The organism is Shewanella sp. MF05913, from assembly GCF_059758095.1.
Genome location: NZ_JCAYNT010000003.1, coordinates 19,496 through 31,586, shown reverse-complemented (window position 1 = coordinate 31,586; position 12,091 = coordinate 19,496). Strand labels below are relative to the sequence as shown.

12 protein-coding genes are annotated in these 12,091 nt (G+C 41.8%); 6 read left to right on the top strand and 6 right to left on the bottom strand.

Translation table 11 applies throughout. From position 1 onward, the window contains the following. Positions 1-174 precede the first annotated feature (174 nt). The 6 genes from AC19MV_RS05890 to AC19MV_RS05865 all read left to right on the top strand — a co-directional run bounded on the left by AC19MV_RS05890 (position 175) and on the right by AC19MV_RS05865 (position 6,143). Entirely contained in the window at positions 175-1,008 is an 834-nt protein-coding gene (locus AC19MV_RS05890; protein ID WP_432400293.1) for an AAA family ATPase, read from the top strand. Positions 1,009-1,014: 6 nt separating this feature from the next. After that, entirely contained in the window at positions 1,015-2,187 is a 1,173-nt protein-coding gene (locus AC19MV_RS05885) for a vWA domain-containing protein (protein ID WP_498306320.1), read from the top strand. A gap of 134 nt (positions 2,188-2,321) precedes the next feature. After that, entirely contained in the window at positions 2,322-3,227 is a 906-nt protein-coding gene (locus AC19MV_RS05880; protein ID WP_498306319.1) for a haloalkane dehalogenase, read from the top strand. 179 nt (positions 3,228-3,406) lie between these two features. Further along, positions 3,407-4,204 carry an SGNH/GDSL hydrolase family protein gene (locus tag AC19MV_RS05875; protein ID WP_498306317.1) on the top strand — a complete coding sequence of 266 codons (798 nt, stop codon included), beginning with the start codon at positions 3,407-3,409 and terminating at the stop codon, positions 4,202-4,204. Positions 4,205-4,947: 743 nt separating this feature from the next. Further along, complete coding sequence (locus tag AC19MV_RS05870) at positions 4,948-5,355, top strand: lysozyme inhibitor LprI family protein (RefSeq protein WP_498306315.1); 408 nt, start codon at positions 4,948-4,950, stop codon at positions 5,353-5,355. 524 nt (positions 5,356-5,879) lie between these two features. Next, entirely contained in the window at positions 5,880-6,143 is a 264-nt protein-coding gene (locus AC19MV_RS05865) for a hypothetical protein (RefSeq protein ID WP_498306313.1), read from the top strand. Positions 6,144-6,522: 379 nt separating this feature from the next. On the opposite strand, the gene AC19MV_RS05860 is transcribed toward AC19MV_RS05865, so the two are convergent. From AC19MV_RS05860 to AC19MV_RS05835, 6 genes are all read right to left on the bottom strand, one after another. Beyond that, positions 6,523-6,702 (bottom strand): hypothetical protein, encoded by a 180-nt coding sequence (locus AC19MV_RS05860; protein WP_498306311.1) that lies wholly within the window; start codon positions 6,700-6,702, stop codon positions 6,523-6,525. 540 nt (positions 6,703-7,242) lie between these two features. Next, on the bottom strand, positions 7,243-8,346 hold the full coding sequence (locus AC19MV_RS05855) for a PQQ-dependent sugar dehydrogenase (protein ID WP_498306309.1): 1,104 nt from the start codon (positions 8,344-8,346) through the stop codon (positions 7,243-7,245). Positions 8,347-8,403: 57 nt separating this feature from the next. Further along, the gene (locus AC19MV_RS05850; RefSeq protein ID WP_498306307.1) at positions 8,404-9,189 is read right to left on the bottom strand and encodes an alpha/beta fold hydrolase; all 786 of its coding nucleotides are present in this window, start codon (positions 9,187-9,189) and stop codon (positions 8,404-8,406) included. Positions 9,190-9,291: 102 nt separating this feature from the next. After that, a complete protein-coding gene (locus AC19MV_RS05845; RefSeq protein ID WP_498306305.1) occupies positions 9,292-10,146 on the bottom strand; it encodes a crotonase/enoyl-CoA hydratase family protein in 855 nt (284 codons plus the stop codon). A 142-nt stretch (positions 10,147-10,288) separates the two neighbouring features. Then, on the bottom strand, positions 10,289-10,981 hold the full coding sequence (locus tag AC19MV_RS05840; RefSeq protein ID WP_498306303.1) for a crotonase/enoyl-CoA hydratase family protein: 693 nt from the start codon (positions 10,979-10,981) through the stop codon (positions 10,289-10,291). 94 nt (positions 10,982-11,075) lie between these two features. Further along, on the bottom strand, positions 11,076-11,975 hold the full coding sequence (locus tag AC19MV_RS05835; RefSeq protein ID WP_498306301.1) for a bile acid:sodium symporter family protein: 900 nt from the start codon (positions 11,973-11,975) through the stop codon (positions 11,076-11,078). Between the last annotated feature and the right edge of the window lie 116 nt (positions 11,976-12,091).

Here is a 12,091-nt window from a genome sequence, read left to right as displayed (position 1 = left end):
ACAAAAAATGCGTTGAGTCAATGTGAATGAGCACCTAGGCATGAGTCTCTAGGAATGAGTACTAGGATTGAGTCTCTAGGAATGAGTTTAGACACGTTTATTGAGTCACCATCGTCTACAAACATTTTTTACAAATAAGTTGCCAAGAACAACGATTAAATAAAAAGGTTAACCATGTTTAAAAGTACACAAAACTACATCGCATCAAACGAACTGACGTTAGCTGTCAATGCAGCTATTGCACTTGAAAAACCGTTACTGATTAAAGGTGAGCCAGGTACCGGTAAAACTCAGTTAGCAGAAGAGTTAGCGCGTTCGCTCAATTGTAAATTATATCAATGGCACATTAAATCGACCACCAAAGCGCAGCAAGGCCTTTACGAGTATGACGCGGTATCGCGTTTACGCGACAGTCAATTGGGCGATGCCAAAGTGCATGATATTGGCAACTATATCGTTAAAGGCAAGTTATGGCAGGCGTTTGAAGAAGAACAGAGACCGATTTTGTTAATTGATGAAATCGATAAAGCCGACATCGAATTTCCAAACGACTTATTGCAAGAACTCGATAAGATGGAGTTTTATGTTTATGAAACTCAGCAAGTGATTAAAGCTAAACAACGACCGATTATTATCATTACCTCAAATAATGAAAAAGAGCTGCCAGATGCTTTTTTACGTCGCTGTTTTTTCCATTACATTAAGTTCCCAACCAAAGCGGAAATGGAAAAGATTATCGACGTGCATCATCCTGACGTTAAACAAGCCCTGTTAAGCCAGGCATTAGACGTATTTTTTGATTTACGCGACGTCAATGGCATTAAGAAAAAACCGTCAACATCAGAGCTCATTGACTGGTTAAAGCTATTAATCTCCGATGATATTTCGCAGCAGACCTTACTTGATAAGCAATCGGACATTATCCCATTGTTTGGTGCATTGCTAAAGAACGAACAAGATGTGTCATTGATTGAAAAGCTGGCTTTTATGAGCCGTAGAAACAGGTAGTAAGCCGTGTTTATTGATTTTTTCTTGACCCTAAAAAAGCACAAAGTCCCGTGCAGTTTGCGCGAACTACTTGACCTTATCGCCTTGCTTAAAAAAGGCGTGGTGTTTGCTGACGTAGAAGAGTTTTATAACCTAGCCAAAATTGTCATGGTTAAAGACGAAATCCATTACGACAAGTATGACAATGCCTTTGCAGAATACTTTAAAGGCATAGAAAGCATTGATATTTTTGATCATATTCTGCCAGAGGATTGGCTTCGTAAAGAATTTGAAAAAAACTTAAGCCAAGAAGAAAAAGATCAACTCAAAGCGCTTGGTGGCCTTGAAGCGTTAATGAAGACACTTAAAGAGCGTTTAGATGAACAAAAAAAACGCCACGCTGGCGGTAACAAATGGGTAGGTACAGGCGGCACATCGCCTTTTGGTGCTTATGGCTATAACCCAGAAGGTATTCGAGTTGGTCAGGATAAAAACCGCAATAACAGCGCGGTAAAAGTGTGGGACAAACGTGAGTTTAAAAACTTTGACCAAGACCGTGAACTCGGCACCCGTAATATTAAATTAGCCCTTAAAAAGTTACGCAAATTTGCTCGCACAGGTGCCAGTGAAAAGCTTGATATCAATACCACTATCCGCTCAACCGCGCAAAATGGCGGCTTACTCGATGTGCACATGGAGCCAGAACGTCATAACGCAGTCAAAGTGCTGATGTTTTTTGATATTGGCGGTTCGATGGACGATTACATTCATACTTGTGAAGAGTTATTTTCGGCCGCGCACAGTGAATTTAAGCATTTACGCTTTTTCTATTTCCATAACTGTTTATATGAAAAAGTATGGCAAGACAATCACCGCCGGTTTGACAAAACCATTGAACTCGATGAAGTGTTACGCACATTCTCATCTGACTACAAAGTGATTTTTGTCGGCGATGCCACCATGGGACCTTACGAGATAATCGCGAAAGGCGGCAGTGTCGAACATTGGAATGAAAAACCTGGCATAGAGTATATGAATCGTTTAATCGGGCATTTTAATAAAGTTGCCTGGCTTAATCCTCAGCCAGAAAACTATTGGCATGTTCATCATTCTATTTCGATTATTCAAAAACTGGTTAGCGACAAAATGTATCCGTTAACTGTCGATGGCATAGGCCGCGCCATTAAAGATCTCAGTTAAAAGAAAGATTGTTGTTCACTTAATGAATTTGGCGAACGGCTCGACTATTGAACGAAGCGAACGACACGACAACATCACTTTACGCTCAACTGAGTGATAATTGATAAAAACACTTAAACAGGAAGGTCAATCATATGGATTTTTTACGCACCGATGACAGTTGTTTTACCAATTTGCCTGATTATCATTTTAACGCCAATTACTTAACGGTAGACGACGCTGACGGTGGCCAGCTAAGAGTCCATTATGTTGATGAAGGCCCTAAAGAAGCTGCACCTATACTATTACTCCATGGTGAACCTACCTGGAGTTTTTTGTACCGTAAAATGATCCCAATCTTAGTTAAAGCCGGGCATCGGGTCATCGTGCCCGATTTAATTGGTTTTGGCCGTTCAGACAAACCGACTAAGCGATCGGATTACACTTATCAGCGCCATGTCGACTGGATAACTTCATTAATGTTACAGCTTAACCTTAATGGCATTACTTTAGTGTGTCAGGATTGGGGCGGCTTAATTGGTTTACGATTAGCGGCAGAGCACAGTGAACGTTTTGCGCGAATAGTTGCAGCTAACACCATGTTGCCTACGGGTGATCATCAACCTGGAGAGGCTTTTCTCAAATGGCGTCAATATTCACAAGATGTTGATATATTTCCAACGGGCAGCTTAATTGACCGTGCTTGCGTATCGACACTGTCAGACGAGATAATAGCCGCGTATGATGCGCCATTTCCTGATGAACGTTACAAAGAGGGCGCGCGTCAGTTTCCTTTACTTGTGCCAATCACCCCAGATGACCCCGCAGCAGATAAAAATCGTGCAGCCTGGAAAGTATTATCACAATGGCAAAAGCCATTTTTAACCGCCTTTAGTGACTCAGATCCTATTACCAAAGGCGGCGACGCCTTAATGCAAAAGCTCATTCCCGGCACTCAAGGACAAAAGCACACCACCATTGTCAGCGGCGGACATTTCTTACAAGAAGATAAAGGCGAAGTGTTAGCCGAAGTTGTTGTGCAATTTATTGCTGATAATTAATAATGCCTGAGTGACAAGTGACAAGTGACAAGTGACAAGTGACAAGTGACAAGTGACAAGTGACAAGTGACAAGTGACAAGTGACAAGTGACAAGTGACAAGTGACAAGTGACAAGTGACAAGTGACAAGTGACAAGTATGACATAAGATAATGTCAGCATTCACTTTAAGGAGCCAATATGTTGTATCACGGAATTTCGATTATGTTGGCCCCAGTGCTTGTGTTACAAGGCCTTAAAGTGCGCCGCACCACGCCAAGACTTGCCGAACCAGAAGGTGAACGTGTCGGTCAAACCGGATCAAATCCTCAGTTAAGCTTATTGATTTTAGGTGACTCTGCCGCAGCGGGGGTTGGGGTGACAAACCAAAGTCAGGCGTTACTTGGTCAGGTGCTTGAGCAATTAAGCCCAATAATAGCTGTTAATTACGCCTTGTTTGCTAAAACAGGTGCAACCACATCAACTACGTTGCAAGCGCTCAATGAGCAGATTGATCCCACTCATCCCATACTCGGTCAAGACCATTATGATGTCATCGTCACCTCATTAGGGGTCAACGATATTACTTCATCAGTGAGTTGTGATAAGTGGCTTTTACAGCAACAGGCATTGTTTACATTGCTTAAAAAGCGTTATACGCCTAAACAAATTTTAGTCACAGCATTGCCACCTTTAGGGCTGTTTCCCGTTTTGCCCAATCCATTACGTTGGAGTTTAGGCAAACGTGCCAATCAGTTTAATCATGGTTTGCAGCAATTAATACTCAAGCTCAATCAGCAGCAGGGCAATCAGACGAGTCAATTTACCATGATTACATTGCCGTTAGACAACCCACAACCCGAGTTAAGCATGCTCGACTTTATGCGCCAGGTCATGGCCAGCGATGGATTTCACCCAGGCGCACCGATTTACAATGCATGGGCAAGCTTAGTGGTAGAGCAGATAGTGGATGGTGTTGTTGCCCCAAGATGTGTTTAGGTTATGGCCTGCGGCCACTAACGTCGTGGCGCTTCGCCCACACCAGACCAAGAGGAAACCAACGGCTGTTCCCTCTTGGATCTCCCAGCCGCCACATCAAAATTATCTGAAAAGCGATAATTTCGCGACGTGGTTAAATCCAGCTTTTGACCGCGTTTCGATGTTCTTCAGCCTTATTCGAAAATGCTAACGCTTCCGATGGTACATCCTGTACCGCGAAAGCTAGCCTGACATCCATGTCAGGACTCACGCTATTTTCTTCAACGGCCTCAAGTTAACAGTTGAATTTGGACTGTTTCAAGCAATATGCGAAAGTCATTTATGTCCCTTTCCTTGTTAGAAAAATCCAATTTAAACTTTGCTCGAACATCGTTATCCATAGTTTATGAAAGAACTATTTTGAGGGTAATCTATCCACGCTTAACATCATAAAAACTTAGCTAACATTCAGTTGGGTGAGGCAGCCAAACACATCCTCAAGTGGACAAATCAGAAAATAAGACGATGAAAGAGCAATGATAAAAGATGAAGTATGATAAAACCTACCTTAAAAGGTGTAATCAGAACAAACAATTAGCCGAAAGGTTGTACAAAATACCACTACCGCAAAAAAGCAAATTCCTATAGCATAAAAACATCCCGATTAATTTGGATGTGGCATCGGCCAAGTCCAACAAGCGATTTATGCCTTGCAAACTGCGCAACGCATAAATACTAAAACGTTATGTACTAATGGAGTTCCAATGAATAAACTTTTTATATTACTATTCAGTATTTACTCTGTTAACGTTTTGAGTGATGACTTTGACTGTAGTGAAGCCATTACCACTCCTCAGGTAAATTACTGTGCTGGAGTTGAATTAGAAAAAGCTCAACATGAAATGGATGCATACCTAACTAAGAGCAAAGAACATAACAATTATGACCTTGAGTTAATTAAATCGATTAATGTAGCCCAAAAAGCATGGTTACTATATGCAAATGCACATTGTGATTCTATTTATACACAGTGGCGTGATGGGACAATAAGAGGGGTGATGTCTTTGAGTTGTAAAACCAAAGTTACGAAACAACGGACGCACGAAATTTGGTCTAACTATCTAACTTACATGGATAGTACGCCTGCTGTTTTACCAGAACCCAAGTTGTAATAAATCGGTCGTACATAACATAAGGATAGGCCGCGTGAGGCCTCGTCCTATCCCAAGTGTTGAATAAGCCCGAACAACAGGTTACCTTAGCTCATCTGAAAATTATTTAACTCTATTAATTTGAGTGAGTTAAGTTAATTCCTCACGGTATTCAGTTAAACAATTATCCTTATTATTTTCAACATTAGGTTGAGGTCATTAAGTTTGTCGGTCGTGACACTACGCCTGTTCAAAAAATGGGTGGCATCTTTTTCCTATCCTCAAGTGGACAAATCAGAAAATAAGACGATGAAAGAGCAATGATAAAAGATGAAGAATGATAAAAACTAGCTTAAAAGGTGTAATAAGAACAAACAATTAGCCAAAAGGTTGTACAAAATACCACTACCGCAAAAAAGCAAATTCCTATAGCATAAAAACATCCCGATTAATTTGGACGTGGCATCGGCCAAGTCCAATAAGCGATTTATGCCTTGGAAACATCGCAACGTATAAATACTAAAACGTTATGTGTTTAGGGAACTATGAGTATATTTAATTTTTTTATGATTCTATTTATTCCTATAGGAACATATTTTCTAAATTACTTTAGAAAGCGTATGTGCCAATACTCTAAAGGGCAAAGGTTTAGCTATTTTGTTATATCTATAACTATGGGGGCCGCTCCAATGGTTTACCTACAATCTGTTGAAAGTGAGCGTGGATTGGGGTCAGTATTAGCAATAATTTTAGTTGGCATTGCTTTTTTTTGGTTTCCTATTGTTGGCGGTAGAAAACCAAACACATAACAAATAAGGATAGGCCGCGTGTGGCCTCGTCCTATCCCAAGTGTTGAATAAGCCCGAACACCTGATAGTGATTCTTTATTAGGTAAATAACAGCTCGAGAATACGCGCTATTTGATGTGATTAAGCTAATTTTTGTCCAAATTTTTATAAGCCATTATTGGAATTACCCAAATTCAACACTGAAATTGATGCCGTTGAAGACTTTGCATAAAAGAACACGTTAATTTGTTATGAGTTGTCACGCAAATCTTAGCCACACACATCTTAGCCAAAACTAAAAGCAAAAAAACAACTGGGTCCCGGCTCAACAGCACTGCCGGGACGACGAGAAAATGGTTAGTAATTTTCTATCATCTACGAGTTATGGCTTAACGTGCTGTTACTGCTTTGTATAACTAATCCGATACACTGCATTGGCAAAGTCATCTGATACTAAAATAGAGCCGTCTGTTAAGGTCATTACATCCACTGGGCGGCCCCAGCTTTGTTCGCCGTCAAGCCAGCCGGTAGCGAAGGGTTGATAGTCGATAACCTTATTTCCTTCAAGGACCACTTGCATAATGCGGTAACCGACTTTGTTCGTGCGATTCGAATTTAGTGGGGTCAGGGTAAACTTTTATAAAAAGTAAATTAAAACAATGGCTTGCTAACTCATTTATGTCCAGTTACGAGTTGGTCTTAGCTTTAAATAGTAAATTCAACTCTGAACTTGAGGCCGTTGAAGAAAATGACGTGAGCTAGCCATGGATGGCAAGCTAGCTTTAGAGGGGAAGGGACGCCCCATCTGAAGCGTTAGCATTTTCGAGTAAGGCCGGAGAACACCAAAACGAAGTTAAAAGCTGGATCTGACCACGTCGCGAAATTATCGCTTTTCAGATAATTTTGATGTGGCGGCTGGGAGATCCAAGAGGGAACAGCCGTTGGTTTCCTCTTGGTCTGGTGTGGGCGAAGCGCCACGACGTTAGTGACCATAGGCGATAGGTACAAAAGTACATCAAACCACAACAAACACCTGGGTCCCGGCTCAACAGCAATGCCGGAACGACGAGAAAGAGGTTAGTAATTTTCTATCATCTACGAGATATGGCTTAACGTGCTGTTACTGTTTGGTATAACTAATCCGATACACTGCATTGGCTAAGTCATCTGATACTAAAATAGAACCGTCTGCCAGGGTCAATATATCCACTGGTCGGCCCCAGCTTTGTTCGCCGTCAAGCCAGCCGGTAGCGAAGGGTTGATAGTCAATAACTTTATTTCCTTCAAGGACCACTTGCATAATGCGGTAACCGACTTTGTTCGTGCGGTTCCAAGAGCCGTGTTGGGCTATGAATATTGAATGGTGATATGTGGTTGGGAAAAGTGTTCCTTGATAAAACTCCATGCCTAATGCCGCAACGTGAGCGCCTAAGGTTAATACCGGAGGTGTGTTCAGTTTGGCGGTTATGGTGTTGGAAAAATCAGGATCGCTAATGTCAGTGTTGTGTACATAGGGAAAACCGAAGTGTTGCCCAGTTTGAGTGACATGATTAAGCTCATCATCGGGTAAATCGTCGCCCATCATGTCACGGCCGTTGTCGGTAAACCATAAATCGCCGGTAACGGGGTGGAAATCAAACCCAACGCTATTACGCACACCTTTAGCGACAATAGTAGTTTGTTTGGTGTCGATATTGAGTTTTAAGATGGATGCGAAAGGCAGCTCACTTTCACACACATTACAGGGTGCGCCCACGGGAATATACAAGTGTCCATCTGGCCCAAAGGCAATGAACTTCCAACCATGATGGGCTTTATTGGGCAGCTTATCGTAAACCAACTCAGGCGTTGGAATATTCGGTAAGCTGTTTTCAATATTAGGGTAACGCCAAATTTTATCGACTTCAGCCACATACAAACTGCCATTATGAAATGCTAAACCTGATGGCATAAACAAATCTTTAGCGATAACGATTTGTTTATCGGCTTTAAAATCCTGGTTACTGTCTATAAGTGCGTATACATTCCCAGCCTTGCGACTGCCCACAAAAACAGTGCCTTTGTCGCCCAGCGCCATTTGGCGTGCGTTTTCGATATTGTCAGCGAAAATATCAATACTAAACCCTTGTGGGAGTTGTATTTTCTCTAACGGTAACGCGATCGCAGAAAAACTTAACCCCAAGCCACAGGTAAGGGCGGTTAACAATGTCGTTGGCTTTATCATAGCTATTCCTTACTCCTGATTCCTTACTGCTATTTAATCAACACTGTCTCTCGCGTGTTACCAATCTTTAATCATCTCTTTGACCATGGCTGCGGTGTTTTCAGGTTGCTCTAATGGGAACATATGGCCGCCGTTAGGCAATGCGATTAATTCAATATCATTGAGTTTGGCGAAACGAACAAAGTGCTTTATTGGAAATATATTGGTCTTTTCGCCGTAAATCAGTTTAGCCGGCACGGTAAGTTTGTTTTTGTATTTAACCAGGTTGGTCGGTAAATGCCTGAATATGTCTGCTTCTACTGCAGGAGAGAAGGTCAGCTCAAGGCGTTTATTGCGCAGCACAACACTGGATGTTGCATAGTCTTGTAAGCAACGTGGGTCGAAGTTTTTAAACAATGTTTTCTGTGAAAAATAATCAACTAAATTAGTGTTATCTGGCCACTGGTTCTGTCGAGTTTTCGCTTTTCCTGCCGGAGATAATTTATCAATATAGGGCGTTCGTTTAATAACGCTAAACAAATGCGAGAATGCACCAGTGACCACAGGGGGATCTAACATCACCAACCCACGAAACAATTCAGGGTGTTGGCAGGCTGCAATAAATGAAATAACCCCGCCAAATGAATGACCCACGCAAATCACGGGTTCCTGCTGCTTCTTTATAAAATCAACAAGTTCAGTGACAAGATGTTGCCAGTTACTGTGAATAGGATATAGCGCATTGTGGCCAAATTGGTTATGAGCGACAGTACGATAATCTGCCTCAAATTCAGCCAGAAAGGTTTTATAACTACCCGCCGGAAAGCCATTGGCATGCACTAGGTTAATTAATGGTTTAGTCATAAAGTCTCTAATAGATTACGCACTGTTTACCATCAAATAAAATCATCTATGAGTGAGGGTTTTATAGTGAAGATAACAAACAGTGCGTTTAATCAATAATACCTAGAATATTGTTGTTGGGTTTATTTGAGCCAGTTCTTCGAATTCTGGCGTTCGATTCTGCGCTTTGGCTTTAAATATTTCCATCATATCGTTTTGCGGTTGGAACATGCCACTTTGCCAGACAGACATATAATTGAGGCTGTCAGCAACGCTGTGATCGCGTGCATAGTTAATCATCTCTTTACAACCGGCTACCGCTAGAGGTGAACGAGAGGCAATGTCTTCTGCGATGGCAAGCACTGCACTAAGCATTGATGCGTGATCGTCAAATACTTGATTAACTAAACCAGCTTGTTTGGCTTCTGCCGCTGGCATTCTGCGACCTGTGTAGGCAAGCTCTTTGACTAAACCAATAGAGATAAGCTTTGGTAAACGTTGTAATGTTCCGACATCGGCGGTCATGCCGAGTTTGGTTTCTTCGATACTGAAAAAAGCATCACTGGTGCAGTATCGGCAATCGGCGGCGGTGACCATATCTACTGCGCCGCCAATACAACCACCTTGAATGGCCATTAACACTGGCATACGTACAGATTCTAATACCGTGAAGCAGTCTTGCAATTTAAGCACTAAACGACGTAATTGCTCGTGTTTACGGCCTAACTCCATTTTATCTGCGCCAGTGTTGGCACTAAATACCGCTAAATCCATCCCCGCAGAAAAGTGCTTGCCGGTAGATGAAATCACAATGGCTCTTGCTGCCGACTGATTATTGATGTCGTGGATTACACTCGGGAATTCATGCCAAAAATCGACATTCATTGAATTTAACGAATCGGGTCTGGTGAAGATGATGTGCGCCACTTTGTTATTAATATCAACGCTTAAGGTTTTGTAGGTTTTTAGTGTGGTCATGTCTATGTCCTTATAGTTGTTTTTATCGTTTTAATGTTGGTTTAACTAGATTGCTAACAATTGTTAGCGCTCTAGTTACGCGCTCTAGTTACGCGCTCTAGTTACGCGCTCTAGTTACAGCGCTCTAGTTACAGCGCGCTAGTTACAAAGCCAGGGTGATATTGCGGTCTTCAATGATTGCAGCATCAAGCGCTGCCAATATTGATTGCCTCATTTTGAGCTTAGTTCCGTGATGAGCGGTCATATTGAGGGTTTGCATGTGTTTTGCGACCGTCATGGCAGTACTCATTAATTGATCTGGTTCAACTACGTTATCTAAGAAGCCCGCTTCAACGGCTGTTTCTGGACTAAATAATTCTGCATTAATGACCGCGCGAGTAAGGTAGTGTGTTGGAATGCGATTACGGGCGATTTCAAGGCCGGCCTGGTGCATTGTCATGCCTATAGCGACTTCGTTTAAACCAATTTTAAATTCACCAGCACAGCCTATTCGATAATCACAACTGAGCATTAAAAATGCACCTTTAGCGATTGCATGACCGCTGCATGCACCAATAATAGGCGTTGGAAAGGCTAACATTCTGCGTGACAAGCTAGAACCAGCGGTGACCAGTGCTATAGCAGCCTCTGAGCTTTGCTTCATGGTCTTTAAATCAAAGCCTCCAGAGAATATGCCTGCTTGGCCGGTGAGAACTACCACGGCGGCTTGCTGCTCTGCTGCATCTAAAGCGCTATTAAGTTGTTCAATCACTTCAGGTGATATGGCATTCACTTTGCCATTATTTAAGCTGATGATATGAACGTTATTTTCAATCGTTAAGTTAACTAATTGCATACTTCACCTAATGTTTTTCACGTTATTGTTGTTTTTAAGCGATTGTTATTATGTGTTTTAAGTTGTTTTAACTCTGTTTCAAAGCATCTTAACCCTAGCTTTGGGCGATAGACGCCCTTAGCTGTCTAGCTTTGATGTATTTGGTGTTTAACATACCGACTAAAATGCTTGCCGTAAATAGCATGGTAAGCGTGTAAATGGCTGGTGTGAATGACATTTTATAATTAGCGAGCAGTGTAAGCGCCATAAACATTGATAACGTACTGTTTTGCAAGCCCACCTCAATGGTAATTGAAGTACGTTGAGCAAAGTTAAGGCCAAACCATTTACTCGAGTAATAACCCAACAGCATGGTTGAAATATTGAGGATAATAGACACGGGACCCGCTGCAATCAGTGCTGGGATAACAATATCCTGTTGAATATAAGTCAAAAAGATAATCAGTAAGGTTAAAAATAAAATACCGAAACGTGACACGTGCACTTGTGTGCTTTCTGCTAGCTTTGGCGCATATCTCCTGATTAACATGCCCACCGCTATAGGCACAATGGTGAGTTTCATTAGACTGATCATGGTAGCCATAATGGGTAACTGAAACTCGCTGCCTTCACCCATAAAGTGAATAAGCGAGAAATTGAGCACAACAGGAATAGTAAACACTGTGATTAAACTGGCGACCGCAGTCATGGTGACAGACAAGGCGACATCTGCTTTGGCCAAATGTGAAAACATGTTCGATGTCGTGCCACCAGGGCATAACACTAATAGCATGACACCCACCGCATATTCAGGCTCTAATGGCATTATACTGGCCAGCGCAAACCCTATGATTGGAAGCAGTAAGAGTTGATTGGTTAACCCTATGGCTACCGCTTTGGGGTATTTTATGACTCGTTTAAAATCATTGACCACTAGCGACAAACCCATTCCCATCATAATCAAGAAGATACACACTGGAATAATTTGTGTGTTGACCAACGTTATCAGTTCCATATTGTCCATAATAACCTCTAGTAAAAACGATAAACCTTAGCTATTAAAGGTAAAAGCTAGGCAATAGTTAGGGAAAACTTCCGTTTTAAATTTGTTTGTTTATTCACTCATTAACA

Bases quoted from the DNA above. Each gene is read 5' to 3' on its own strand.
- AC19MV_RS05890 (WP_432400293.1), top strand. From the start codon at position 175: ATGTTTAAAAGTACACAAAACTACATCGCATCAAACGAACTGACGTTA.
- AC19MV_RS05880 (WP_498306319.1), top strand. From the start codon at position 2,322: ATGGATTTTTTACGCACCGATGACAGTTGTTTTACCAATTTGCCTGAT.
- AC19MV_RS05875 (WP_498306317.1), top strand. From the start codon at position 3,407: ATGTTGTATCACGGAATTTCGATTATGTTGGCCCCAGTGCTTGTGTTA.
- AC19MV_RS05870 (WP_498306315.1), top strand. From the start codon at position 4,948: ATGAATAAACTTTTTATATTACTATTCAGTATTTACTCTGTTAACGTT.
- AC19MV_RS05865 (WP_498306313.1), top strand. From the start codon at position 5,880: ATGAGTATATTTAATTTTTTTATGATTCTATTTATTCCTATAGGAACA.
- AC19MV_RS05860 (WP_498306311.1), bottom strand. From the start codon at position 6,702: ATGCAAGTGGTCCTTGAAGGAAATAAGGTTATCGACTATCAACCCTTC.
- AC19MV_RS05855 (WP_498306309.1), bottom strand. From the start codon at position 8,346: ATGATAAAGCCAACGACATTGTTAACCGCCCTTACCTGTGGCTTGGGG.
- AC19MV_RS05850 (WP_498306307.1), bottom strand. From the start codon at position 9,189: ATGACTAAACCATTAATTAACCTAGTGCATGCCAATGGCTTTCCGGCG.
- AC19MV_RS05845 (WP_498306305.1), bottom strand. From the start codon at position 10,146: ATGACCACACTAAAAACCTACAAAACCTTAAGCGTTGATATTAATAAC.
- AC19MV_RS05840 (WP_498306303.1), bottom strand. From the start codon at position 10,981: ATGCAATTAGTTAACTTAACGATTGAAAATAACGTTCATATCATCAGC.
- AC19MV_RS05835 (WP_498306301.1), bottom strand. From the start codon at position 11,975: ATGGAACTGATAACGTTGGTCAACACACAAATTATTCCAGTGTGTATC.